Genomic DNA, 24939 nt, shown 5'->3' with positions numbered 1-24939 from the left:
CTATGCGTATAAGCAGTCTTTACCACTCTAACGCCATGCTGGCTCAGCTGGGAACAACGGGGGTTAAAGTGGGTAAGCTGATGGAACAGCTGGCCACGCAAAAACGCGTCAATGTTCCCTCTGACGATCCGGTCGCTGCCAGCCGTCTGGTACAGCTGAACCGGGAGCAATCCGCCATTAAACAGTATCAGAGCAACATCGCGAGCCTGAGCGGCGCACTCTCCGTGCAGGAGTCACACATTACGGCGCTCAGTAACGAAGTGCTGGCGATTGGCGACAGGCTTAAGCTGGCTAACAACAGTACACTCAGCCAGAAAGACATCGCCGGGTATGGCATCGAGCTGGAGTCCATGCTCGATTCGCTGGTGGCCACGTTAAACAGCAAAAATGAGAGTGGAAGCTATCTCTTTTCCGGGACGAAGACCGATCAGCAAGCAGTGACCTGGGACGAAACGCTGGGCGAGTATGTGTATGGAGGAAACGACGGCACGCGGGAAACGCAGGTTGCTAACGGCGTAAGCATCACTGAAAACACAAACGTTGCTGGTGCATTCTCCAGCAGCGGTAACGACCTTGAGATGCTTAACAATCTGAAAGCGCTGAGCCAAAAGATGCAGGATCCTAACGCCAGTTATGCCGACTACCAGGACGAGGTGACAGCCATGATAGACATGGTGCAGTCGACCAGCGATAACCTTGGATCGCTGTTGACCGATCTTGGGGGCCGCCAGAACCGCCTGACGTTAATTGACGACGCGCATACCGACGTCAGCCTCTCCAATGAGCTGGTACAGAATGAGTTGGGCAGCGCAGATCCTGCGACGGCCACCATTAACTTGCAGCTGTATACCATATCAATGCAGATCTCCAGTCAGGCTTATAGCAAGGTGAGCCAGCTTAACCTCTTCAGTTTGTTGTAAATTATTATGCAGGTAAGTTTAAAAAACGCCTCCATTACGACCTCCTCCCCGGCAACGGCCGGGCGAGGTAATATTGATGCACCGCAGACGGTTAGCCGCGTTCTGCCCGCTGCCGTGGCGCCGTCCCGAAGCACATTTCCTGAATCTGCGCTGCTCTCGCGTCGGCCTATGCGCTATAACGTACAGCTTAACCAGCAGATCACTTCCGTTCAGCAGGCCGATAGCTATCTGGCCCAGACCGAGGCGCAGCTGCTTAAGCTTCGCCAGTCGGTCGCCCGTGGCGGTGATAGCGGCGCGCAGGCTGCGGCGCTGCAAAAACATCTTTCGCGGCGAACGCAGCTCTCTGGCGGAACGGTCGATCGCCAGCTACGGGCTTCGCTTGAGCAAAAAAGCACGGTGGAATTCACGCTGCCGGGGAGCGAAAAACTCCTGAGCGATCCGGCTGGCGAAACGCTTGTCTTTTCGCTCGGGGGGCGCCAAAGGGAGATGGTTGCAATAGCGCTGCCGGAAGAGGCGACGCCGCGTCAGACGCTGACGAAACTGAACGTCGGGCTGGGGCGTCTGGGGATCCACGCCTCTCAAACGCAAGGTGGGCAACTGTTATTTAGCGTGGATGAAAGCCGCTGGGAGCGGGTGAGTCAGCAGCTTAGCGTTCGCGGCGAAAATCACCACTATCCGGCGGATGCCTTCACGCTGCTGGCGCCTCAGGCGGAAAGCGCAAGCAGTGACGAACTTCTTGATATTGCCGCGCGACGCGAGCGAGAAGGGCAAATGAAGCTCCAGCACAGCCTGGATCACGTCACGACCCAGCGCAGCAAGCTGCGGCACCATCAGGAGCGCGTCAGCTCGCGAATCGGTGAAATGGCGACGGCGTACGACACCCGACAGGCGCTTGAGGCATCGCGTCATCTGGGAGAGGTGCTGGCCCGCAACAGCTATGGCGTGCTGTCGCAGGCTTTGGGCGCACAGGCTAACGTGCATTTGGCAACGGTAAAAAATTTGCTGGGACAACGGTAAGCGGGGGCCCGCTTACCGGGGGAGCGGATGAAGGAATATCGCTCCGTTTTGTCCCACAACGATGGGGCGCTCTTTGGCTGATACCGACTCCATCCAGTAGTAACCTGAATTCATTAACTGATCGGCAAGGCCATCAATCATCAGCTTGCTCTGGCGTGCGCCATAGAAGATGGGCGTCATTGTGAAGTAGATTCGGCCATGAATCTCCTTCGTCGGCGTCAGCTTACCTTTCATCATGATACGGTTATCGTCCGGGCTGGTGATGCTCATCAGCAGCACATTACGGGTCGTCTGCAAATTCACGTTGTAGACCTCTTTACTCTGAGACATCAGATCATACATGCCCAGGTCAAAGTTAGCCGACACGTCACGGTTCCCGGCGGGCGAATTGGGCATAAGCAGCTTGAATGCCAACACGATCAGCACCAACAGAGACGTTATTGAGATAATCAGATAGTTAATTCGTTTTGCATGTTGCCATTTCATTCAACTTTCTCCTGGTTTCGCGCAGGATCAGATCGTTCAGCCTTACGGGATCGACACGCCAGTGGTAAATGACCATCGCCAGCTGTTTTTGATCGCACCCGTTCGTGAGCACGAAGCTGTAATTTAGCGTGGGGGTGTTGCCGTAAAAAAAGACCTCCATCGTGGCTGATTTCATTTTTATCTGCTGATTGAGGGTATACAGCGAATCCTTGAGCTTGTTGTAGAGGTTGGCCGCCATATAGGCTGGCTCAACCCTGGACTCCACGGAATAGATCCGAATGTTGCTATAGATGCCCTGGTGAAGTTCACGTGCATTCAGACGCTCGCCAAAGCTGCCAGCAAAATACCCGCTAACCAAAAGCGTGATACAGGCTGTGAACAGAATGACCAGCATAAATGAGAACAGACGGCGATGACCCTTTTTAGGTTCAATGACCCGCAGCAGCGTCTCATTCGGTACCTTATCCTCATTGGCTTCCTGCGCCACAGGGAGCAGAGCACGCTGCCCGGCCGCACTTTCCTCCTGTCCGTCGAGGAGCTCTTCTGGTTGGCTTACCTCCTCTTCATCTTTTTCAACCGTGCAACAATATTCTGCTTCAAGCAGGTAGCCTCGCCGTGGGATGGTTTTGATGATGCGTTGATTTTTACCATCATCTTCCAGCGCGGTGCGCAGCGCGTGAATGGCATTCGGCAAACTGTTATTACCGATCACGCGCCTTTCCCATACGAGCGTGGTCAGCTCCTCACGAGTAAATATTTTCCCCGCGTTCTGCGACAGTATATCCAGTAGCTTGAGTTGATATTCACCCAGGCGTTTACGTTCTCCGCTAGCTAAATGGAGAATCGAGCCTGAAGCAACATCAATCAGCCAGTTGTTTACGGAACAATAGCGTTTATTCATGTATGCGTTATGGATTCCACCATTCCAGGAATAAGAGTAACAAATCGGCAAATAGCCGGTCGCAATCCGTTATGAACAGATTGTTCTATCAACTCCATTTAGGATTCTTAATGAATGCCGCGTACCTGCGGTGAACCACGTCAGAGGATGTTATGCGCTTCCATATGATCTGTAAAAATTATGCTAACAGAAGATTTTCTCTTCCAATATACAGGGCACAAGGAAGGAATAATTTTTTCCGCGCCTATTTTTACGTGATCCAACTGCTTCACGCAACTCAAATTTAGGAAAAGTCTACCTGGTTATTAGGATTAGTAACCACAACGTTAACAGAAATTATTAAATATTCCTAATGTTAATAATATGGTTATAGAGTGAATACATGGTATTAATATTGTGGTGTGTTTGTTCTGGCTCAAAGTTGAATAATTTTCGTTTAAAAAATAAAACTCAGCGTTTAATTTTAGGCGCGGTTGTGTCGCTTTATTTGCGCCTTCTTATAATTTCGCTAAAGAATAATGCGAAAAAGAACTATATAAATTAAGGTTTTTTATAGAATTATCATTATGTAAAAGCCGCTAAAAATAGATAAAGAAAATTAAAGCAGTTTAACGCGTGAGTCAGAGCGGCATGGACAGGCGATTCCTGCCATTTTTCCCTCCCCATGCGGTATTTTATGCCCCAGCATTCGTAAAATAATATAGATAAAACAATCGCTTAATTTTCATTGTGTTTAATTTTTGTTCGAACGAACGTCAGCGATTTAATGTTCATTTCACCTGTGTCGTCTTTAGTCAATACAACATCTGAACCACCTGAACGACAAAGGGAATATACATATGTCAATGTCTATCTTTACCAACGCCGCCTCCATGGCATCCACCAATGCAATGAACAATGCGAACAAGCTGTTGACCACCTCTATGGAGCGTCTGGGCACCGGTAAACGCATCAACTCCGCGGCGGACGATGCGGCAGGTCTGCAAATTGCTACCCGCTTGCAGGGCCAGTCCAACGGTATGACCGTTGCTCAGCGTAACATTGCTGACTCCACTGCGATGATGCAGACCGCGGAAGGGGCTTTTGATGAAGTAAGCAACATCATGTACCGCATGAAGGACCTCGCAACCCAGGCGGCGAACGACACGAATACCCAGAAAGACCGTGATGCCATCAACACCGAGCTGAACGACCTGAACGCCGAGCTGGGCAACATTATGAAAAATACCTCTTATGCGGGTGAGAAGCTGTTCGGCGCATCCGGTAAGTTCGGTAAAGAGTTGAGCTTCCAGATCGGTTCTTCCGCCGATGAAACCATGAAGGTCGATCTGAGCGCTGAGCTGGGCGGTGCAGGCGGTGCGAGTGGTGCGAGCGGTGCGAGCACCGGTCTGATTGACGGCAGCGGCAATTTCAATGGCCTCAACGGGTCTGGATACACGATCTCCGCGAGCGGTGCGAGCGGTGCATCTACCAGCTCAATTGAAATTAAAGATGCTGCGGGCGCGAAAGCGTTGATGGAAGACCTGGAGAAAACCCTTGATGATGTGGGCAGCGTCCGCTCCAAAATGGGTGCAAGTATCAACCGTCTTAGCTATGCGGCTTCGAACCTCGCAAACATGCAGGACAATACGGATTTGGCATTAAGTAACGTCCGTGATGCGAACTACGCAACGGAAGCCTCCTCCATGACGCGTAACCAGCTGCTGTCGCAGACCAGTATGTCCATGCTGAAACAGTCCAACAGCATGTCCAGCATGGTGGTCTCTCTGCTGGGCTAATTCATCCCACATTAACGCAGTTAAAACACCGCTGTATGGCGGTGTTTTTGTATCCGCTTACCAGCCGGCTTCGTCTTCAAAGCGGAAAAGCGTATTCCTGGTTTTTTATAATTAATTGATTTTAAACGATTAAAAAGTTGGCACGCTAATTGCTAATCATTGGCAAGTCAATCACGGTTTGCGTGCCAGGAGAATGAAACATGTCTGATTTTGATCCCACTTATCTCGCTTCGCAGCTGGCAAGCCTTGATATTCTTCCGCTCCAGAACTCAATAACGACCAAGACCAAAACGCTGGAGGCGCAGAAAGAAGCGCTCTCATCACTACGCTCGGCGATGACGACCTTCCGCAGTGCGATTACCGCCCTGAACTCCAGTAGCGCCAGCGTGCTCAAAAATTCCGCCACGCTGAACCAGGAAGGGATTGCGACCGTCACCGCCGACGCCAGCGCGCGTAAAGGGACATACAGTATCAACGTTAACCAGTTAGCGACCGCCCAGCAGAAAAGCTACGGTGGGCTGGACGATGAGGCCGTCAAGAACGCGACCGGTACGCTGAAAATCAATCTTAATGGCGAAAGCATTGAGATTGAGATGGACGATCTCGAAAACCTCGGCGATCTCGCCGATGCGATTAACGGCACGGATTTTCCAAGCGCGTCTAACTCAACGACCAGCGCCGAAGGGCAAAACGGCGTCACCGCCTCGCTGATGCGCATCGATGGCAAGGTCTCACTGATTCTCAATAGCGATCAGAGCGGTTCCAAATACGATATCCAGCTGGATACCAGCGGCATGACCAGCGGGCAGGACATTTTTGATAACGAAGAGATCATCACCAGTGGCCGGGACGCCAAATTCACTCTGGGCGATTCGCCTACGGAATACACCAGCAGCTCCAACACGCTGGACGATCTGGTTGACGGGGTCTCCATCAAGCTCACCAGTACAACCGAAAACAATAAGCCACTGATTATCACCATCGATACGGATACCGCTGAGACCAAAACGCAGGTCCAGACCTTTATCGATGCCTTTAACACGCTACAAAGCACCATTTCTGAGCTGACGTCTACCAGCGGCAGTTCGCGCGGCGCCTTTGCGGGCGACGCCAGCATCACGTCTCTGACCAGCGAGCTGAGCGGGCTGCTGCGCGGCACATACGGCATGCAAAACATGACCAAATTCGGTATTTCCGCCGACAAAGACGGCAAGCTCACGCTCGATTCTGACGTCTTTGAAGAACAGCTCAAACGCGATCCGCAAACGCTCACCCAGTTCTTCAACGGCAACGACGGCTTAATTAAGACGATGGATAAAGCGCTGGATAAATATCTCAGCAGTTCCAGCGGCCTGCTTAAAGGGCGACAGGAGACACTCGATCGCGAACAGACCGAGATTGATACCAAAACCGAAAAGATGGAATCGCGCTATGAGTCTGCCTACAACCGCTATCTGAAGCAGTTTACGCAGTTGCAGTCATTGATGACGCAGATGAACAACACCATGGGTCTGTTTAGTTAATTCTGAGGGAATTTCGCTGCTATGTACGGTAACGAACAGGAAGGATACGGCCTTTATCAACAATCGGATCTGGCGCTCCAGGCCGCCGCCGCGAATCCGCATCAGCTGGTATTGATGCTGTTCAACGGCCTGATGGACGAGCTTGTGCGCGCCAAAAGCCATATTGCGGCCCGCCGTTTTGAGCGTAAGGCGCAAAGCATCAATAAGTGCATCGATATTCTGAATGCGCTGACCAGTTCGCTGGATTACGAAAAAGGGGGCGAGCTGGCGCTGAGCCTGGCGAATCTATACGACTTCTGCGTGTATCGCCTGTATGACGCCAGCCACAAGCTCTCAATAGAAATCATTGAGGAGGTAGAAGTGATTCTGGGCAATATCCAGGAGGGCTGGGAAAAAATGGGCCAGGGAAAATGAGCACGCTTCACACCCTCCAGACGCTGGCAAAAGCGCTGCGTGACGCAACGGAAAACCATAACTGGCCCGCCGTCATGAACGTGGATGCCAGCATCGCTGAGTTCCTGACGGGGCTCGGGGATCGCCCCCTCTCGTCTCACGAGCGTCAGGCGCTGGATCACCTGAAAAAACTGCACCGGCAGGCGCGCGACTACTGCCAGGGACAAAGCGACATCCTGGCGGAAAAAATGGACCTTGCGTTACGTAACCGCGAGGGCGCGACGGCGTATGCGCTGTTTAGCGACGTGGAGGGGGGCTAATGGATATTCTCAATCTTTTTCAGGGCACCTTCATCGGGTCTGGCCTGCTTATGCAGGCCGAATCTGCACCTCTGGCGGTCCTGGATCCTGAGGCGGGGCAGCCGACGGCGGACTTTAATGACGCGTTATCCAACGTGATCGGTACCTTACTGGCGGGACAGGGCGCGCCTGCCCCGATGCTGCCGGGCGAAGAGCAACCCCTCTTGTCCGAGGAGGATGCTCCGCCCTCTGCCGAGTCACTGCTAAAGGATGATGCGCGTCAGCAGTTGCTTGAGACGCTGCTCATGTCGGGGCGAGCCGCTTCGCCGACCTTCACCGATAGCCCTGTTGGGCTGGCGGTAAGCGCGACGCCGCCTGCGTTGACGCTGGAAGTAAAGCCAAAGAGTGACGCCGCACGCGCGCTGTCGGTCCTGCATACGTCACTGGCTTCACAAAGCGTACCGCTTGCCTCAGCACCGACGCAGCAACCGCTAACACCGCTAACGCAGCCCGCACCGCGGTCGGCAGGCGTGGACGCTGTGCCAGCCGCTACTGTTGCACACGTCATTTCGCAACCGGCAGTTGCTGACCTGACGCAGGTGATGCCGGTAGCAACGTCAACACCAGCGTCAACATCACCCTCTCCGGCACAGTCCGTCGGCGCGGCTGTGACCTCCACGCCATCCCTGCCCGCGACGACGCTGAAGATGGATCCTGAACCTTCACGCTGGAGCGAGCAACTTCAAAGCGCGCTGGGAGAGCGCCTACAGGTACAGGTTAAGCAGCAAATTCAGCATGCCACTATCCGTCTCGATCCCCCGGATATGGGCAAAATCGACATCGCGATGCAAATCGATAGCGGACGTGTACAGGTACAAATCAACGCCAGTCATGCCGAGGTTTATCGTGCCTTACAGCAGACAAGCAACGAACTTCGGCAGAGCCTGACGGAGCAAAACTTTGTCCAGGTTAACGTCCAGGTCTCTTCCCAGTCCGGAGGACAACAGCAGGGAAGAGGACATCCATTTAACGGGCAGCAGGACGCCATTCTGGCAGGTGCAGAGATTGCTGCTCATTCCCCGAACGGCGACGACGCTCGCCGCGATAACTCGGTCCTTCTGACGGTATAAGGCACAGAACACTATGAATGCAAAAACGCTTTCTTTCGGCATTATCATCGCCCTCGTGACCGCCATGCTGGCCGCCGGTATGACGGTGGTCGGCACGCATCTGCTTCGTCTGGATGAAACCACGGGTAAGAGCTTCCTGTCCGGGATGTTTTCCAGCCCTGAGAAAGGCGCCGTTGAGTTTGTGGAGATCAAAAATGTGGTCATCACGCTAAGAGGGACCGGGCATAAAGAACGCTATCTGTTGCTTGAGCTCAATCTGGCGACCAGCGATGCGGAAAGTACGCGTAAAGCGCAGGAGATGATCCCTGCCGTTCGCGGCGCCACGGTAAGCCTGCTCTCAGACCTGGATTACGACGTGGTGCGCGCAATGAGCGTCGAACAACTGCATAAAAAACTACAGGACGCCTACGCAGCCCGTTTCAAGAGCCTGAAGATGAGCGTGCCTTTCGAGGACGTCATCATCAGCAAAATGGTCTTCCAGTGAAAGCGGCACCGCAATGCAAATGATGGATTTTGTCGCGAACGAAACGCTGACCCCCGCGGATGAAGGGCGCTATCTCAGCGCCTATTTGCCGCTGGTCAAAAAGATTGTGAAACAGCTGTCGTACCAGACCAGCAGCGTGATGGGTCAGGAAGATATGGAGCAGATCGCGCTCATGGGCCTGTTAACCGCCCTGCGTCGCTATGGTCATCCTGACGAGCAATTTGCTGCCTATGCGGCACAGCGTATTCGCGGCGCGATACTGGATGAACTCCGCTCGCTTGACTGGCGTCCGCGGCGCCTGCGGCAAAAGACGCACAAACTCAATGACGATATCCGCGACGTGACGCGTCAACTCGGGCGTACGCCCACGTTTGAGGATATCAAACGTCATCTCTCCATTTCGGCGGAAGAGTACCAGGAGTACCTGTTGCTGGATTGCGCCAAAACCATAGAGAGCCTGGATGAGCTGTTAGGCGATGATGTTCACACCAGCGCGCTGGATAGCCGCAAGCTGGAGGATGAAATCGTCGTTAGCCGGACGCTGCGCAGTGCGCTGGCGGCGCTGGATGAACGCGAACAGCTGATCCTGACGCTTTATTACCAGCATGAAATGAGCCTTAAAGAGATCGCTTTGGTCCTTGATTTAACGGAAGCCAGGGTCTGTCAGCTCAATAAAAAAATCGCCCAAAAAATTCAGTCTTTTTTCCAGAAGTGAAAGGTGTATGCAGAAACTATTAGGTATTTTAATCATTATGGCCTGCGTTGTTGGCGGTTTTCTTATGTCTGGCGGCAAGCTCACGGCGTTCTGGCAACCGGGTGAAATCATTATCATTCTTGGCGCGGGGCTGGGGGCGATGGTGCTGGCGAACCCGCCTGCGGTGATGGGGGAAATGTATCGCCAGTTCCGCGGCATCATGCGTAAGAATGAATATACCAATGAGTACCAGCGCCAGCTGCTCATGCTCTTATATGAACTGCTGGAGCTGGTGCAGGATGGTGGCCTGAAGGTACTGGACGAACATATTGAATCGCCCGAGAACAGCCCGCTGTTTCAGAAGTACCCGCTCATGCTTCACGACAACGCGCTGGTGACGTTCATCTCTGACAACTTCCGCCTGATGGCGATGGGCAAGATCAACGAGCACGAGCTGGAAGGCATCCTTGAGCAAGAGTTGGTCGCGATGGAGGAAAACTTGCTTCAGCCGTCCCGGTCGCTACAGCGTACGGCAGAAGCGATGCCCGGCTTCGGCATCTGTGCCGCGGTGCTTGGCATTATCATCACCATGCAGTCTATCGACGGCTCCATTGCGGTCATCGGCGTGAAGGTTGCCGCCGCGCTGGTCGGCACCTTCCTGGGCGTGTTTTTCTGCTACTGCCTGATGGATCCTGTCGCAAACGCCATGGAGCAGCGCACCAAAAAGCAGATTGCGGTACTGGAGTGCGTCCGCACCGTGCTGGTCAACCATGTTGCCGGTAAACCGACGCTGCTGGCGGTGGATGCGGGCCGCAAAATGCTACCGATGGACACCAAACCCACCTTTGCCACACTCGACGGCTGGGTAAACCAGATGACTGGTGATGCTTGATGCGCGGTCGTAATAAAGAACATACCACCATCATCAAACGCTCGTCGCGCAAAAGCCATGATGCTTTTCATGGCGGGGCGTGGAAGGTGGCCTTTGCCGATTTTACCCTGGCGATGATGGCGCTATTCATGGTGCTTTGGATTATGGGGGCGGTAACAGAAGAAGAACGTAAAGAGATCGTCTCGCGGCTGAACGGCGAGTCGATATTTGAAGGCAGCTCCATCATTCAGATTTCCCAGGAAGAGTTCAACAGAGGCAGCCAGATCCCCCTCGTTCACCAGCATAACGGCAGCAGCGATGAGGATGAGAATGAGGATGACGAGGATAAGGATGAAGGCGCGGCCGCGGCCGTCGCGGAGGAACGCAAGGAACTCGAGGCGCTGGCGAAAAATGCGGATACGCTTGAAGACGTCAGCGTGCGCTCTCAAAACGAAATTGAGGAGTTGGCGCGCGTTATCATGAAGATCACCTCCGCCTATAACGCGCAGGCGAACCTCAAGATGGAAGTGGTGCCTCAGGGGTTACGTATCCTGATAACCGACGATCGTAAACGCGAAATGTTCCAGCGCAGCAGCGCCATTCTGACGCCTTTTTTCAAACGTCTGCTGACCGAGTTTGCGCCTGAGCTAAACAAAATTGAAAACAAGATTGTGATCACAGGCCATACCGATGCAACCCGTTTTCGCGATCAGGAGCTGTACAACAACTGGGCGCTCTCTGGCGAACGTGCGATGCAGGCCCGTGCCGTGCTGACGCGCGGCGGCCTTGATCCGGAAAAAGTATTGCAGGTAAGCGGCATGGCTGACCAGGTGCTGCTGGACCCGGACAACCCCCTGAGTTCCGAGAACCGACGAATTGAGATCATGGTGCTGACCCATTCGGCCAGCGATTCGCTGTATCAGTTCTTCGGACACCAGGGCGAGAAAGTCATTAAGCCATTGGCAGATAAGCTTAACCATCGTCAGTAACGTCCAGACTATCGCTGTGAAACGTTTTCCTCTCCTTCTCAATTTCGTACCTGTACGGACTGATCGCGTCCGTCTGGTGCGCTTTTTCTTCCTGATGGTCACGCTGGTCGGTTCGATATCCCCGGTTGAGGCGCAGCCGCTGACGTTATCCGCATCACCAGTTTCCGCCGAGGCTCAGAAGCGTAAGGCAAACCGTGACCGGCTTTTTGCAGAAGCGAAAAAGCGCGAAAACCGGCTGCCACCCACGCCCGGACAGATGACCCGCGAGCGTGAGAGGAAACGGGCGGAGCGGGCGAGCAACCGAAAGACGTTGGCTATGCACGTACGCTGGTCGCCCGGTGCGCTCGGTAGCTCAGAAAAAATAATGAAAAAGGCGCGGGATCCGCGCCGCATGAGAGAGAGCCAGACGAAGTTACGCACCGTTATTCACCGTCTGGAAAGCCAGCTTGGAAAACCCTATCAGTGGGGCGGGGCAAGCCCGCACGAAGGTTTCGACTGTAGTGGCCTGGTATTTTACGCCTTCAACCATGTTCTGGAGCAAAAGCTGCCGCGTACGGCGAACAGCATGTTCAAGGACAACCGCTTAAAGCCGGTGCGACAGCCACACCTGAAGAAGGGCGATCTGGTCTTTTTCAATATCAACCAGCGGCCGGGAGCCGATCACGTTGGCGTTTATCTCGGCGAGGGGCAGTTTATCGAAGCCCCGCGAACCGGGCTCACTATCCGTATTAGCCAACTCACCGATGACTTCTGGCAAAAACGTTATTTAGGTGCACGACGCGTCCTGTAAGGCCGTGCAGAAAGCCTTCTTACATACCTGAAATGAGACTTTAATAATGACTGCAAAACGTATGAAATTCGCCATTGATGATGGCTCCACTAACGTCAAAATCAGCTGGATCCAGGACGGCATTCTGAAAACGGTGGTATCACCAAACTCCTTCCGCAAAGACTGGAAAAGCGCTGCGCTACTGCGTGTACAGTCGGTTTACAACTACACCATTGGGACGACGAAATATACGTACGACGCGACCTCCGACAAGGCGCTTTCGACCACGCACATCGACTATCAGTATGACGATCTTAACCTGTTGGCCGTTCACCACGCCCTGCTGCAAACGGGAATTGCCCCATGCGAAGTTGAAATCATCGTGACTTTGCCGATCACGCAGTACTACAACCCAGATGACTGCCAGCGCAACGAAAGCCGCATTGACGCAAAACGGCGCAATCTGATGCGGGATATCTCGCTGAATAAAGGCGAATTATTCCGCATCGTCGATGTTCAGGTGATGCCGGAAAGTTTACCTGCGGCGCTTTCTCACCTGCTTAACTCACGGGTCAATGAATTCACCAAATCACTGGTGATTGACTGCGGCGGCACCACGCTGGATATGGGCGTTATTGTTGGTGAGTTTGATGATGTTTCTGCGATCTACGGTAACAACGAAATTGGCGTGGCCATGGTGACTGACGCGACGCGTAAGCTGTTAGCCGCTGCCGATAGCGACTCCAGCTACCTTGTTGCTAACGAGCTCATCAAACGTCGCCATGATATGGATTTCGTGAAAAGCGTCATTAACGATGAATCTCGCATTACAGATATCCTGGAACGAATTGAAATCAAAATTCAGGAGCTGGGGGATCAGGTGGCTTACGAAGCGAAGAAGTTCTCCAAAAACCCGAATCGCGTTTATCTGGTTGGCGGGGGCGCACATCTGGTTGAAAAGGCCGTTCGTGAAACCTATGCCACGCTGGGGGATCGCGTGATCGCCATTGATAACCCTCAGAGCGCACTGTCGCGGGAAATTTGCCTCTATCATGCCGATTCGGAGGTAGAGGAGGTCGCCCTGCCGCATATGGCAGAGGTGGGTGACGATGAGTAACGGGCCAATTCGGCGGGTAAATTTTACCCTTCATTTGTCGCCTGAGCATTCGCGCGCGGACATGCGCGCAATGCTACAGCTTAAAAAATGGCACGAGGCCATTAAGCTTCAGGGAAGCAATCCTGAAGATACCCAGATGGAGATGCGTCGTTTCCACCGCAACGTTTACCTGGCCGGCCTTCAATTGCAGCTCCTGAACCCGCTACTTTGCAGCCATATCGCGGAATCCCTTGGCCGCGAAGGGCTCAACCTGGATGCCCTGTGTCAGGAGCTTTCCAGCGCCGATCTGCTTCCTGCCCACGGGTCTGCTCCCGTGGAGACAGACCCGGCAAAAGCAAACGCGGATTTCAGCAAACAGCAGTTGCGTCAGCTGCGCGCGCTCATGTCCGACGCGCTGCAACGGCAACCGCCAGCCGCGCTGGATGAGGCGTCGCGTGAAGAGTTGACGCAGCTTCGCAGCGAGGTCGTTCACCTGAAAACACTGCTGGACCAGCAAACACGGCTGTTGCGGAAGCTAAGCTCGGTGGGCGCTGGCAGCGTCCAACCCGCTGAAAGCGTAAAAAACGGACAGACGGAAGAGATTGCGCTGAGCAGCCTGAACGCACCGGCGCAGAAGATGAAGGCCATTCGGCAAAAAGGCGTTTTCTGACCGGTTTGCGCCCGTACCCTCTTTTCGTACGCCCGCGATCGAATCTTACGGCATTTAAGTTCTTACCGTCTGCGGCCGCTTTGATTAAAAAATTTATTTCTGCGAGGTCGATATGGAAAAAAGTACCGATTACGTCGTGCGCTGTGTAGAAGATGCAAAATTTGATGTCGGCATTGATTTTGTTATTCAGCCCATTTTTGATTTATCTCGCTTTATTTGTATTGGTGGCGAAGTGCTGGTGCGTGGCACCCATCGTCGCAACGTTGTCCCGCCGGCTGAATTTATCCAGCTTCTGGAACAAAACGGCACTATCGTGGAGATGGGGTATTACGTTCTGGAAAAGGCCCTGTCGTTTATGGCCAAAAAGCACGGGGAGACGGACACCTCTTATCTTTATACTTTTAATATCTCATCCGTTCAGATCAATACGCCCGACTTTGGCCGTAAGACAATGAGCATTGTTGAAAAACAGGCGATTCCAGCACTTCAGCTCGTCTGTGAAATTACGCATGGCGAAGGGCCCCTATCGGATATTGCCAGACAGAATCTTGAAACGCTAAAGACAGGGGGCCTCCATATTGCCTGGGATGGAATAGGCACGCTGGATGCGCTTAATACACGTCTGGCAGAATGGAGCCCCGACTATATTAAGCTCGATCGCGCCTGCCTGGCACGGGGCAACGAGGCGTCCACTAAAGAGATTTTGCAGGTAATAAGCCAGCACGATACCGACGTTATTCTAGAAGGTGTCGAGAATTACACTCAGTTATCCAGCATGTTAAGGTTGGGCGTAAAATACGGGCAGGGGTATCTGTTCTCACGACCGCTGAGTAAAGAGCGTTTTATTAACGAATATATGCAAAAACAAAAAGAGCGTGTAACAGGCGCTTCACGTTAAACGGATCGTTTCCCCGAACAGACGGAACAACATGAACACAATTAACGCGGGCAAAGCCCAACGCAGAAGATATTTTCTTCTTGCGTTATTTTCTTTGTCGTCGATGGCTCTGGCGACCTTGTTAACTTTCCTCGTTGCGCAGCGCCAGCTTGAGGCGCAAATTATCCAGCAGACGGTACCGATTCAAAATGCTGTTGAAAGTTTACTCGCCGAAGCGCAGGACGTTGCCCGAAAGGCCGATCAGTGGATAAATAAGAAGTGCGATGCGCGGCTTCAGAACCAGCTCAATACGCTAACGGCCCACGAAATGCGAATGCTGGTGGTTAACCTGCTAAATAAAGACCGAATATATTGCTCCTCGCTTCTTGATAACATTGGTCATCGGGTGAACCTCAGCAGCTTTGGTACGGACGGCATCAAAATTGATAATACAATGGCTTCGGTGGGTATTCCCGTTTTGTCGTTATACCAGCGTTTGCCGGGAGGGGGAGTGATCGTCTCTGCCGATCTCCGTTATCTGTGGGGGATCATGGGAAATGCCAATCTCGATCGGCGATTCGTCTTACAGATTAACGATAATCTTCTGACCAAACAGGGCATTTTAAAAGGGCAAGAGGCGGAGAGGATCCTGTCGGACTATACCCGGCACGAGGCCTCCGATTTTTATACCCTCTCCTGGCGTTTACCTGACAGGCACGAGGTCTGGCAGGAGATCGGCCAGTCCTGGATATATCTCTTTCTGATTATTGCTCCGTCTTTCTTGCTTACGCTGTTGGCCTGGATGGTCATGTCACGCCGTCGTTCACTTGAACAGCATCTGGCTACCGCAATCATTAACGATCATATTAAACCGCACTATCAGCCTATTATTTCCGCCAGCGATAATCGCGTCATCGGCGCGGAGATCCTGGCGCGCTGGGAACACCATGACCTCGGGTTTGTCAGGCCAGATATTTTTATTCCCCTGGCGGAGAAAAATCATCTTATTGGCATGATGACCGAAAATTTGCTTAATCGGGTGCTGGCTGACTGTCGTCAGGCGGGAAATATCTGGCCGCAAGACTTCATTTTTAATGTCAATATCAGCCATTCTCATCTGTCGCTTGACAGCTTTGGCGCATTCACCACCTGTTTTGCACAACGTTTTCGTGAGATGGGATTACGGCTGGTTTTTGAATTTACGGAAAATGAACGAATTGAGATGAATGACGATCTTTTGAATAAGATTAAGTTTATTCGTGAAAAGGGCGTATCGATTGCTCTGGACGACTTTGGCACCGGTTTTTCGAATCTGTCATGGATAAGCACGCTCAACCCGGACAGCATCAAGATAGACCGTATGTTTATCAATCAAATTTCACCCGCCGCTTCAACGCCGTTAATCAACTGCGTGATTGCCATGGCGAAGCAAATGGGCATTAAAACGGTGGCCGAAGGGGTGGAATACGATTATCAGGTTAGCTGGCTGCTGGAGAACAATATCGACTTTTTCCAGGGGTATTATTATTCAAAGCCGCTTCCCTTCAGTGCCTTCGTGGAGTATTGCTGCGATCGTGACGCGGCCTCTCATGCCTGAATGAGGCGAGGAAAATACGCGTAAAAAAATGCCCGCGTGAAACCACGCGGGCATTTTTATTCTCTCGGTCAGGTTACCAGGTAAGGTTCGGTTCCAACCCGGCCTCGCAGATGATTCTGTTTTTACCGCTACGCTTTGCCTGGTAAAGCAGCGCATCTGCGGTAGCCAGCATCAGCTGAACATCTTCTTCCCTGCACTGGCAGAACCCGGCGCTGAATGTGACCTGCTCAGGGCCATTGTCCCATTTATAGTGCTCGACCGCTTTACGCAGTGTTTCCAGAGCATGCAGGGCGACGGCGGGCGCAACGTCCCGGAATACTACCGCCAGCTCCTCGCCACCGTAGCGGAAGAGAAACATTCCCTGATGGTGAAACGCCAGCATTGCCATGGAGGCCATCCGCTTTAGCACCTCGTCGCCGATCGGGTGTCCCCAGATATCGTTTATCGCTTTGAAATTATCAATATCAATTATCGCCAGATAGAGATGTTTATCCTGGCTGCTTTCCTGTAGCAGCTTGTCAAACGCCCGCCTGTTGTACAGGCCGGTTAAACCGTCCTGGATCGATTCCTTCCTGAGTTTATTACGTCTCTCAGAGAGATGATTCAGGGCCGATGGCAGGTTGACATGCCTTGTGTCGTCGCCGTTTTGCACCAGCTGGCCGGTAAAATGTTTTTCAATACGATTGGCATTTGCACGCATGCGGATCCAGCACAACTGGAGCATGAGCAGCGAGAATACCGCCGCGTACAGTACCGCGCTGCTTTCGTCGTTGATCATCCCATTGAGAATGCTTTTCGGAACTTCATAAACAATGTACCAGTTGGGATGCGTCAGGGAGACGTAGTAATAGGCTGCCTCAACGTTTTCATAGAATCCTACTTCGCCGTTGAGATCGGTTTGGCTGGGCATGACCGCAGGCGGCGTGCCGGCAATAAACGTCCCGTCATGCGCCACCAGTGACAGTTTACCCCTGGACGGGCCCACTGAAACTTTCAGCAGGTCCGTCAATACCTGAGGATTTATCGAGAGGGATACGACCCCTTCCTGTTTGGTATTTTTATAAAAGATCGGTAAAGAGATACTAATCCACGGCTGATTATTAAAAATATCACGATAGGGGAGGGTAAATTCCGGCCGTAAACCGTAGGTTGCCCTGCGGATGAACCAGGGGCGCTCGCGTGGATCAAAGCTAACATCGAGCTTTCTGGAAAACGTTTGGGGCAGCAGAAGATAGTGTCCCTCCATGTCGCTCACGGTCAATGCGCCGATGTGTGGGAGCATCTGAAAGGTATTGAGCATTTTAGTCTCATTCTTCCCACTAATGATGGTCGCTAAGGATTCATTCGCACCGATGGTTTCCGCGATAAATTTTGTCTCTTCTTGATATCCGGTTAGCCGCTGGAGTACATAGTTGCGCATGTTGCTAATATAATCATCGTTCATCTGATGGTATGAATTAGCAATAATGACCCGTTGACTCAAATAAAAAAGGGCGAATAAGAATATTGAGCAGATGGCCAGACCTAAAAACAGGCGGTTAAGCGTTGCATAAATACTCAAGTTTTTCATTGATTATCGTCCTTCTTGCCGCCGTCACCGTTGATATTATTTTTCCCTGATTCCTTTGCCCGATAGAGCAATTTATCCACCGCCGCGACAAAGGGAGCCAGTTTTTCTCCCTCCCATTGCTTTATCCCGGCGCTGAACGACACGGATGAGAGATTATCTCGCCATTTACGTGCGGCAAATGCATGCCTGAAGGTTTCCAGCGCGCGTTTAGCCTCTGCAAAAGAGAGCCCCTGGAAGAGGATTGCAAACTCTTCTCCGCCATAGCGATACACGCGTATGGCTTCGCTCTCGAGAGACTGGATCGCCATGGATGCGAAGACACGAAGCACATCATCCCCAATGAGATGACCATACGTATCGTTGATGAGCTTGAAGTTATCGATATCCACCATCGCCAGGGAAACAGGTGAATCAGGGCGCTTCAGTGCGTCATGGAGATCGCGGTCGAAGACGCGACGATTCAATAAGCCCGTCAGGCCATCCGTTTTCGCGCAGGTTTCCATCATCCCAAGCTCGTTGCTGCTCTTACGGATCTGTTCTTCAAGCAGGTTATCCACGCTGCTGCTGTGGCCCTTGAGCTTGTTCAGGAGGTTGAAGTAGAAAATCTGTAGGATTTCGAGCGACCGCCACCAGCAAAACAGCAGAAACAGCAGCATCGTCAGAAGCGTGATCGCCGGCAAAACGCTTTCCCGATAAAGCGTTTCCGCGAGGACTTTATCATCAACCGCCATGAGCACGGTCCAGTGCGGATCGCGCATTTTGCTATAGTAGAAACGTTTTCCGTTGAGGGTTTGGCTTAGCACTCCGCTGTTCCCCTCCAGGGCCGTGAATGACTGCTGCGGCAACGTCTGCCAGCGTTTTTCATCACCAATCACCAGGTTGCCGCGCTCGTCGAGAATATAGAGATCGGCCGGCATGGTATGGCGCATTTTTTCATAGAGAACGCCGAGCCTGAGCAGGTTGACGTCCATACCAATCACGGCGTAATAGCCGTTTTCGATAAAAAGCGCCCTGGACACGGAGAAAACGCGCTGGCCCGTTTGCAGATCGCGATATCCTCCCGAATATTTCACGCTGGAGAGATCGTCGGTGGGGCGTACAAACCACGGCCTCCCGCCTGGCTTCAGGCCGGTTTCCAGCTCTAACGACGGTACGGCTAAAAAGCGGCCCTTTGTATCCCCGATGTAGACTGACGAAACCGCAGGAATAAGCCCAAAGGCACCCATGAGATTTTCTCGCAGATGGATTTTCTCGTTAAAGAGACTATCAGGGCTCTTGCTTTTTTCGAGAAGCCTCGTCAGGTTATTAAATTTCCTCTCAACGTACCGAATAATATACTCAATCTCATTTTTCTTATCTTCGGTTATCTGTAGTGAAATATTGTCATAAACTCTTTCTTGATTCTTCCACTGAAGAACGTTTGCAATTATGCCGCCCAGCGCAGTCGTTAGGATTACAATAAAGAACGTAATGTGAATCTCTTTGCGGAAATTATTTTTCCGCCTCGGGAATATGTTTTTCACTTCAACCACACTAGTTAACATTAAAATTACAAGTAAAAAACAGGTAACTCTTTAAAATAGGATTTATAAAGTAAGTCGGCGATTTTATATGTCTTTAAGGCATTTTTAAAGCAAAAATGATCGCCAATTCCGATCGATTTTAAGGTATTGATAAGTCCTATCAATGATCCACAATCGATCGGCCTGCTCGATCTTAGCCGGAAGGAATAATTAAAGTTATTCAGTCAAACAGTAAATTTAAGTCTTTTATATTAAAGCACTTTGTAAAATTTACGGCGGGTTGAGGGAAACGGAATTATATTGCGCGCGGGGAGATAAAAAACGCTTTTATGACTCGGGGAGAGAATTAAAATCCAGACGTAGGTTTCGCTTCATGGCGTTGCAGAATATGCCATGCAGTCAATTGATTATTTGTAAATTCATCAGCTCTTTTCCGGCAGGAAATTATTCTGTTCAATCGTTGCGAGCGTCTCTATTTCGGGGCGCGTATGTAGCTGGACAAAGTCTGAACAGAAACACAACGCGCCCACGAGCGTTAACGCGGTGGGAAGCGGTAACCGCTTACAGCGACTTCACAAACGCCAGCAGATCTTCGTTGAGCTGGTCCTGGTGGGTCAGCGCGAAGCCGTGCGGCGCGTTGTCGTACACCTTCAGCGTGGCGTTTTTGATCATCTCCGCCGCCAGCTTGCCGGTGGTTTCAAACGGTACGATCTGGTCGTTGCTGCCGTGGATCACCAGCGTCGGCACGTCGATTTTCGCCATATCCGGGCGGAAGTCGGTCTCGGCGAAGGCGGTCACGCAGTCGATGGTGCCCTTAAGCGACGCCAGCAGGGCGATGTTCAGCGTCTGCGTCAGGGCACCCGCGGAAACGGTCTGCCCGGCGTTGGTGCCGTAAAACGGAGTGGCAAAATCGCTGATGAACTGGGCGCGATCTTTACGCAGTCCGTCGCGAATACCGTCGAACACGCTCTGATCCACGCCTTCCGGGTAGCTATCGGATTTGCCGAAAATCGGCGTTACCGCGCCCAGCAGCGCAAGCCCGGCCACGCGTTCGCTGCCGTAATTGTTGATGTAGCGCGTCACGTCGCCGCCGCCCATGGAGAAGCCCACCAGCGTCACGTCGCGCAGATCCAGGGTGGTAATCAGGTCGTTAATGTCGGACGCAAAGGTGTCGTAGTCGTAGCCGTTCCACGGTTGTTCGGAACGGCCAAACCCGCGACGGTCAAAGGCGATGGCGCGAAAGCCGCGCTCCGCCAGGTAGTTCAGCTGGCTGTCCCACATATCGCCGTCCAGCGGCCAGCCGTGGCTGAAGAGGATCGGTTTGCCCGCGCCGCAGTCTTTGTAGTAAATCTGCGTGCCGTCTTTTGCCTTAAACAGTGCCATAGTGTGTTCCTGTGCAGGTGATTGTTATGGTTATACCGGCGCGACCAGATAGCGAATTGCCGGTGATGTCGTGCCCTGATGAAAAGCCAGAACGCGGCTTTGCAACAGGAGGTCATTCATGGTGTGGCGTTCCTGCTGGCGCAAATGCTCGATCCAGGAACCCATCAGGAAAGTCTCGATAAACTGCCCCGGACGTTCGATATCCTCGTACACCGCCCAGCTCATCGCCCCGGCGCGGCGGCGCACCCGGCGTAGCTCGTGCACGGCCTGCAAAAACGCTTTCGCGTTCTGTGGGTCGATGATGTACTCGTGCGACACCAGCACCGGGCCGCGCTCGTTCGGGAGTTCAATCTCCACGCCGTCCAGCGGCTGGCCGCTGAGGTCGAGGTTCAGGTCAGGATCTTTCTCCAGCTTCCAGCGGAACACCGTCGCGCTCGCCAGCACCATCCCCAGCGTGGCGACCACCAGCGAGGTCGGGGTGCCAAACTGCGAGGCGAGCTGGCCCCAGACGGCGCTGCCTGCGGTCATCGAGCCGAAGAACACCGTCAGATAAACCGCCAGCGCCCGGGCCTTCACCCAGCGGGCGGCGCTGCGCTGCGCGCCGAGGTTGAGGGTGGAAAGCACCGCAATCCACGCGAAGCCGGTAAAGAACTCAAACAGGTTCAGCAGCCAGAAGTGGCGCACGAACGCCAGCGCCAGCATGGTGATTGCAAACGTCAGGCTGGCGGCCACCATCAGGCGGTCGGCGTTCAGCCGCTGGCGCAGGCGCGGCAGCAGGATGGCTCCGGCAATCGCCCCCAAGCCGATACACGCCAGCATCACGCCGTACCCCGCCGGGCCTAAGCCCAGCTCGCGGCGCGCCACCAGCGGCAGTAACGCCCAGCCCGCGCTGCCGAAGACAAAAAAGGCCACGGTCCGCACCAGCACGTTACGCAACACCGGCGCGGCGTGCACGTAGCGGATGCCGGACCGCACCGCAGAGAAGAAGTGCTCCGGTGGCAGGCGCTGCACGGACGGCGCCGGACGCCAGCGCCACAGCACCCACGCCACGCCCATTACGGAGAGCGCGTTCAGGGCAAACACCATCCACGGCCCGGCCAGCGACAGCAGAAAACCGCCCAGCGCGGGGCCAATCGCCCGGCTGATGTTGACCCCGAGCGAGTTAAGCGCCACGGCGGAACCCAGCTCGGGCTTGCTCACCAGGTCAGGTACAATCGCCTGGAACGGCGGCGAGCTCATGGCCGCGCCCACGCTCAGCAGAAACGTTGCCGCCAGCAGAACGGTGGGGGTGACGTGTCCGGTAAAAGAGAGCACCGTCAGCCCGGCGGCGGCGATGAACACCCACAGCTGGGAGAAGAGCAGGTATTTACGCCGGTCGACGATGTCCGCCATCACCCCGGACGGCAGGGCGAAGAGGAACATCGGCAGGCTGCTGGCCGCCTGCACCAGCGCGATATCCAGCGGATCGGCGCTGAGCGTCAGCATGCTCCAGTTGATGCCGACGTCGCTCATCCATGAGCCGACGTTAGAGACCACCGTGGCGATCCACAGCATGCGGAACACCGGCTGGCTCAGCGGCTGCCACGGCGAAGCCGCCGGTGCGGGCGTCGTCTCGACGTGTGCGTCGCGAACGTCGTTAACCTGGGTCATGCGAACCTCTCCGTCGCCTTACGCTGCAACCGCCACTGGCCTGGCCCGGTGAGGGCGAGGGTGGTGAAGATAATCAGCAGCAGCCAGCCAAACTGCCCCTCGGCAATCGACCAGCCCGGGTGGACCACCAGCATCGCCACCAGCAGCACGGCGATAATCGGCAGGCACGCCAGGCGGGTGTAGACGCCTGCAATGATAAACAGCGGGCAGATGACCTCGGCGACGATCGCCGGGATCAGGCTGGCATACGGCCCGAAGCCAAACGGATCTTCGATGCGCGTCAGCTCTTCGCTAAAGTGGAGCACCTTCGGCAGGCCGTGCACGTAAAGCAACAGCAGGCTGCCGGTCAGGCGCAGGAAAAACAGCCCCGGATCGATCCGGGGCGAAGCGTCATAATGTTTCATCAGAATGCAAAGCAGCTGCAACCCAGCGCCCCCCAGAAAGCGTTATCGTCGGATACCGGCATCTCTGACGTGCGGGCAAAATCATGCTGGTGGCTGTGAACCCCGCACGGGCCGCTACAGTGGTGAGCCACACTCATACCCACGCGTGCGGCCTGCGGCGGCGCGCTGCGGTAGTGGCCGGGTACGTTGACCACCGGGGACCACTCGGGCAGGACCGGAATGGCCGGCGGCGCGAGCGGGCCAAAGGTGCCTGCGGCATAGACGATATCGCCGTTCACCACGGTGAGGACGGACTCAATGCCCTTGATCTCCTCTTCCGGCACGCGGAAGTAGTCTTTGCTGAGCACCGCCAGATCTGCGAGCTGGCCTGCTTTGATCTGCCCCTTCTGATTCTGCTCGCTGGAGAACCACGCGCTGCCCTGGGTCCAGAGCATCAGGGCGGTATCGCGGTCCAGACGGGCGCTGTGATCGTACATCTGCATCCCGCCAACGGTACGACCGGAGACCAGCCAGTAGAGCGCGGTCCACGGGTTGTAGCTCGCCACGCGGGTGGCGTCGGTGCCTAAGCCCACCGGCACGCCGGTCTCAAGCATTTTGGCCACCGGCGGCGTGTGGCGGGTAGCTTCAATGCCGTAGCGCTCGGCAAAGTACTCGCCCTGGAAGGCCATGCGGTGCTGCACGGCAATGCCGCCGCCCAGTTCTTTGATGCGGTCGATATTGGCCTGCGATACGGTTTCGGCGTGGTCGAAGAACCAGTGCAGCCCGTTGAACGGAATGTCGCGGTTCACCTTCTCGAACACGTCCAGCATGCGGCTGATGGATTCGTTGTAGGTGGCGTGCAGGCGGAACGGCCAGCGGTGCTCCACCAGATGGCGCACCACGCGCTCCAGTTCGTCCTCCATGCCCGGCGCGAGGTCCGGGCGCGGCTCGAGGAAATCTTCAAAGTCGGCGGCGGAGAAGACCAGCATCTCGCCCGCGCCGTTGTGGCGGAAGAAGTCGCTGCCCTGGCCCGGCGTGAGCATGTCGGTCCATTTTTCAAAGTCTTCCAGCTCGTGGCCCGGACGCTGGGTAAACAGGTTATAGGCGATGCGGATAGTCATCTGCTTTTTCTCGTGCAGCTCGGCAATCACCTCGTAATCTTCCGGGTAGTTCTGGAAGCCGCCGCCCGCGTCGATGGCGCTGGTTAGCCCCAGGCGGTTCAGCTCGCGCATAAACTGGCGCGTGGAGTTGACCTGCTGCTCCAGCGGCAGCTTCGGCCCTTTGGCGAGGGTTGAATAGAGGATCATGGCGTTCGGGCGGGCGATCAGCATCCCGGTCGGGTTGCCGTTGGCGTCGCGCTGGATCTCGCCGCCCGGCGGGTTCGGCGTATCCCTGGTATAGCCAACCACCTTCAGCGCGGCGCGGTTGAGCAGGGCGCGGTCGTAAAGGTGCAGAATGAAGACCGGGGTATCCGGCGCGGCGTCGTTAATCTCATCCAGCGTCGGCATGCGGCGCTCGGCAAACTGGAACTCGCTCCAGCCGCCCACCACGCGTACCCACTGCGGCGACGGCGTGCGCAGGGCCTGCTCTTTCAGCATGCGCAGGGCATCAGCCAGCGACGGCACGCCTTCCCAGCGCAGCTCAAGGTTGTAGTTCAGCCCGCCGCGGATAAGGTGCAGGTGCGAGTCGTTCAGGCCGGGGATGGCGGTGTGGCCTTTCAAATCAACCACTTTAGTGCCGTCGCAGTGGTGTTGCATCACCTCGGCGACGGTACCCACTTCCAGAAATTTTCCGTCGCGCACGGCAACGGCTTCCGCGAGGGGATTCTCGCGATCGACGGTGTGAAACTGGCCGTTAACCAGAATGAGATCGGCTTTACCGAGGGTAACCATAATAGCTCCAGACTAAGAGGGGAATGGTCAGGATTATGGGAACC

General features: G+C 54.3%; 24 protein-coding genes. 16 read left to right on the top strand and 8 right to left on the bottom strand.

What is annotated here, in order from left to right; genetic code table 11:
• Positions 1-2: 2 nt before the first annotated feature.
• Positions 3-920, top strand: a complete 918-nt coding sequence (gene flgL, locus INF58_RS02400; protein ID WP_107534599.1) for a flagellar hook-associated protein FlgL — start codon at positions 3-5, stop codon at positions 918-920.
• Positions 921-926: 6 nt separating this feature from the next.
• Positions 927-1937 (top strand): hypothetical protein, encoded by a 1011-nt coding sequence (locus tag INF58_RS02395; RefSeq protein WP_193034195.1) that lies wholly within the window; start codon positions 927-929, stop codon positions 1935-1937.
• 12 nt (positions 1938-1949) lie between these two features.
• Here INF58_RS02395 and INF58_RS02390 read toward each other — a convergent pair whose 3' ends face one another.
• Positions 1950-2423 (bottom strand): hypothetical protein, encoded by a 474-nt coding sequence (locus INF58_RS02390; RefSeq protein ID WP_063450806.1) that lies wholly within the window; start codon positions 2421-2423, stop codon positions 1950-1952.
• Positions 2395-3324, bottom strand: coding sequence for a transcriptional regulator (locus INF58_RS02385; protein ID WP_107534601.1), 930 nt, complete (start codon positions 3322-3324; stop codon positions 2395-2397). The genes INF58_RS02390 and INF58_RS02385 overlap by 29 nt, the downstream gene beginning before the upstream one ends.
• An 839-nt stretch (positions 3325-4163) precedes the next feature.
• Here INF58_RS02385 and INF58_RS02380 point away from each other — a divergent pair.
• From INF58_RS02380 to INF58_RS02315, 14 genes are all read left to right on the top strand, one after another.
• Complete coding sequence (locus tag INF58_RS02380; protein WP_107534602.1) at positions 4164-5102, top strand: flagellin; 939 nt, start codon at positions 4164-4166, stop codon at positions 5100-5102.
• Positions 5103-5302: 200 nt separating this feature from the next.
• On the top strand, positions 5303-6625 hold the full coding sequence (gene fliD / locus INF58_RS02375) for a flagellar filament capping protein FliD (RefSeq protein WP_107534603.1): 1323 nt from the start codon (positions 5303-5305) through the stop codon (positions 6623-6625).
• 21 nt (positions 6626-6646) lie between these two features.
• A complete protein-coding gene (fliS, locus tag INF58_RS02370; protein WP_063450802.1) occupies positions 6647-7039 on the top strand; it encodes a flagellar export chaperone FliS in 393 nt (130 codons plus the stop codon).
• A complete protein-coding gene (locus INF58_RS02365; protein ID WP_107534604.1) occupies positions 7036-7338 on the top strand; it encodes a hypothetical protein in 303 nt (100 codons plus the stop codon). Before fliS ends, INF58_RS02365 begins: the two co-directional genes overlap by 4 nt.
• Positions 7338-8447 (top strand): flagellar hook-length control protein FliK, encoded by a 1110-nt coding sequence (locus INF58_RS02360; protein WP_227414981.1) that lies wholly within the window; start codon positions 7338-7340, stop codon positions 8445-8447. Before INF58_RS02365 ends, INF58_RS02360 begins: the two co-directional genes overlap by 1 nt.
• Before the next feature lie 13 nt (positions 8448-8460).
• Positions 8461-8931 (top strand): flagellar basal body-associated protein FliL, encoded by a 471-nt coding sequence (gene fliL, locus INF58_RS02355; RefSeq protein ID WP_107534606.1) that lies wholly within the window; start codon positions 8461-8463, stop codon positions 8929-8931.
• Between the two features lie 13 nt (positions 8932-8944).
• Positions 8945-9646, top strand: a complete 702-nt coding sequence (locus INF58_RS02350) for a FliA/WhiG family RNA polymerase sigma factor (protein ID WP_173937196.1) — start codon at positions 8945-8947, stop codon at positions 9644-9646.
• Positions 9647-9653: 7 nt separating this feature from the next.
• Entirely contained in the window at positions 9654-10517 is an 864-nt protein-coding gene (gene motA / locus INF58_RS02345; protein ID WP_063450798.1) for a flagellar motor stator protein MotA, read from the top strand.
• Positions 10517-11485, top strand: a complete 969-nt coding sequence (gene lafU, locus INF58_RS02340) for a putative lateral flagellar export/assembly protein LafU (RefSeq protein ID WP_193526914.1) — start codon at positions 10517-10519, stop codon at positions 11483-11485. Before motA ends, lafU begins: the two co-directional genes overlap by 1 nt.
• A gap of 16 nt (positions 11486-11501) precedes the next feature.
• Entirely contained in the window at positions 11502-12275 is a 774-nt protein-coding gene (locus INF58_RS02335; RefSeq protein WP_370552639.1) for a C40 family peptidase, read from the top strand.
• A 46-nt stretch (positions 12276-12321) separates the two neighbouring features.
• Positions 12322-13371, top strand: a complete 1050-nt coding sequence (gene parM / locus INF58_RS02330) for a plasmid segregation protein ParM domain-containing protein (protein ID WP_370552638.1) — start codon at positions 12322-12324, stop codon at positions 13369-13371.
• Between the two features lie 70 nt (positions 13372-13441).
• On the top strand, positions 13442-14020 hold the full coding sequence (locus tag INF58_RS02325) for a hypothetical protein (protein ID WP_193526913.1): 579 nt from the start codon (positions 13442-13444) through the stop codon (positions 14018-14020).
• Between the two features lie 112 nt (positions 14021-14132).
• Entirely contained in the window at positions 14133-14918 is a 786-nt protein-coding gene (locus tag INF58_RS02320; RefSeq protein WP_193033966.1) for an EAL domain-containing protein, read from the top strand.
• A 31-nt stretch (positions 14919-14949) separates the two neighbouring features.
• Positions 14950-16494, top strand: a complete 1545-nt coding sequence (locus INF58_RS02315; RefSeq protein WP_193526912.1) for an EAL domain-containing protein — start codon at positions 14950-14952, stop codon at positions 16492-16494.
• A gap of 73 nt (positions 16495-16567) precedes the next feature.
• On the opposite strand, the gene INF58_RS02310 is transcribed toward INF58_RS02315, so the two are convergent.
• The 6 genes from INF58_RS02310 to INF58_RS02285 form a co-directional block, all read right to left on the bottom strand.
• Positions 16568-18064: a sensor domain-containing diguanylate cyclase gene (locus INF58_RS02310; RefSeq protein ID WP_193526911.1), complete on the bottom strand. Its 1497-nt coding sequence runs from the start codon at positions 18062-18064 to the stop codon at positions 16568-16570.
• A complete protein-coding gene (locus INF58_RS02305) occupies positions 18061-19596 on the bottom strand; it encodes a sensor domain-containing diguanylate cyclase (RefSeq protein ID WP_193526910.1) in 1536 nt (511 codons plus the stop codon). Before INF58_RS02305 ends, INF58_RS02310 begins: the two co-directional genes overlap by 4 nt.
• A gap of 552 nt (positions 19597-20148) precedes the next feature.
• Complete coding sequence (locus INF58_RS02300; protein ID WP_193526909.1) at positions 20149-20970, bottom strand: alpha/beta fold hydrolase; 822 nt, start codon at positions 20968-20970, stop codon at positions 20149-20151.
• Between the two features lie 30 nt (positions 20971-21000).
• Positions 21001-22620: an MFS transporter gene (locus INF58_RS02295; protein ID WP_193526908.1), complete on the bottom strand. Its 1620-nt coding sequence runs from the start codon at positions 22618-22620 to the stop codon at positions 21001-21003.
• The gene (locus INF58_RS02290) at positions 22617-23024 is read right to left on the bottom strand and encodes a DoxX family protein (RefSeq protein ID WP_063450788.1); all 408 of its coding nucleotides are present in this window, start codon (positions 23022-23024) and stop codon (positions 22617-22619) included. The genes INF58_RS02295 and INF58_RS02290 overlap by 4 nt, the downstream gene beginning before the upstream one ends.
• Positions 23024-24895 carry an amidohydrolase gene (locus INF58_RS02285; protein WP_193033972.1) on the bottom strand — a complete coding sequence of 624 codons (1872 nt, stop codon included), beginning with the start codon at positions 24893-24895 and terminating at the stop codon, positions 23024-23026. The genes INF58_RS02290 and INF58_RS02285 overlap by 1 nt, the downstream gene beginning before the upstream one ends.
• Positions 24896-24939 lie beyond the last annotated feature (44 nt).

This window comes from Enterobacter cloacae complex sp. P24RS (genome assembly GCF_014982165.1).
GTDB classification, from domain to species: domain Bacteria; phylum Pseudomonadota; class Gammaproteobacteria; order Enterobacterales; family Enterobacteriaceae; genus Enterobacter; species Enterobacter quasihormaechei.
Note: the sequence above shows the minus strand (reverse complement) of the source record. Positions and strands in the feature narration are given on the sequence as shown.

Coding starts and splice junctions, on each gene's coding strand:
- flgL (WP_107534599.1), top strand. CDS start 3: ATGCGTATAAGCAGTCTTTACCACTCTAACGCCATGCTGGCTCAGCTG.
- INF58_RS02395 (WP_193034195.1), top strand. CDS start 927: ATGCAGGTAAGTTTAAAAAACGCCTCCATTACGACCTCCTCCCCGGCA.
- INF58_RS02390 (WP_063450806.1), bottom strand. CDS start 2,423: ATGAAATGGCAACATGCAAAACGAATTAACTATCTGATTATCTCAATA.
- INF58_RS02385 (WP_107534601.1), bottom strand. CDS start 3,324: ATGAATAAACGCTATTGTTCCGTAAACAACTGGCTGATTGATGTTGCT.
- INF58_RS02380 (WP_107534602.1), top strand. CDS start 4,164: ATGTCAATGTCTATCTTTACCAACGCCGCCTCCATGGCATCCACCAAT.
- fliD (WP_107534603.1), top strand. CDS start 5,303: ATGTCTGATTTTGATCCCACTTATCTCGCTTCGCAGCTGGCAAGCCTT.
- fliS (WP_063450802.1), top strand. CDS start 6,647: ATGTACGGTAACGAACAGGAAGGATACGGCCTTTATCAACAATCGGAT.
- INF58_RS02365 (WP_107534604.1), top strand. CDS start 7,036: ATGAGCACGCTTCACACCCTCCAGACGCTGGCAAAAGCGCTGCGTGAC.
- INF58_RS02360 (WP_227414981.1), top strand. CDS start 7,338: ATGGATATTCTCAATCTTTTTCAGGGCACCTTCATCGGGTCTGGCCTG.
- fliL (WP_107534606.1), top strand. CDS start 8,461: ATGAATGCAAAAACGCTTTCTTTCGGCATTATCATCGCCCTCGTGACC.
- INF58_RS02350 (WP_173937196.1), top strand. CDS start 8,945: ATGCAAATGATGGATTTTGTCGCGAACGAAACGCTGACCCCCGCGGAT.
- motA (WP_063450798.1), top strand. CDS start 9,654: ATGCAGAAACTATTAGGTATTTTAATCATTATGGCCTGCGTTGTTGGC.
- lafU (WP_193526914.1), top strand. CDS start 10,517: ATGCGCGGTCGTAATAAAGAACATACCACCATCATCAAACGCTCGTCG.
- parM (WP_370552638.1), top strand. CDS start 12,322: ATGACTGCAAAACGTATGAAATTCGCCATTGATGATGGCTCCACTAAC.
- INF58_RS02325 (WP_193526913.1), top strand. CDS start 13,442: ATGCTACAGCTTAAAAAATGGCACGAGGCCATTAAGCTTCAGGGAAGC.
- INF58_RS02320 (WP_193033966.1), top strand. CDS start 14,133: ATGGAAAAAAGTACCGATTACGTCGTGCGCTGTGTAGAAGATGCAAAA.
- INF58_RS02315 (WP_193526912.1), top strand. CDS start 14,950: ATGAACACAATTAACGCGGGCAAAGCCCAACGCAGAAGATATTTTCTT.
- INF58_RS02310 (WP_193526911.1), bottom strand. CDS start 18,064: ATGAAAAACTTGAGTATTTATGCAACGCTTAACCGCCTGTTTTTAGGT.
- INF58_RS02300 (WP_193526909.1), bottom strand. CDS start 20,970: ATGGCACTGTTTAAGGCAAAAGACGGCACGCAGATTTACTACAAAGAC.
- INF58_RS02295 (WP_193526908.1), bottom strand. CDS start 22,620: ATGACCCAGGTTAACGACGTTCGCGACGCACACGTCGAGACGACGCCC.
- INF58_RS02290 (WP_063450788.1), bottom strand. CDS start 23,024: ATGAAACATTATGACGCTTCGCCCCGGATCGATCCGGGGCTGTTTTTC.
- INF58_RS02285 (WP_193033972.1), bottom strand. CDS start 24,895: ATGGTTACCCTCGGTAAAGCCGATCTCATTCTGGTTAACGGCCAGTTT.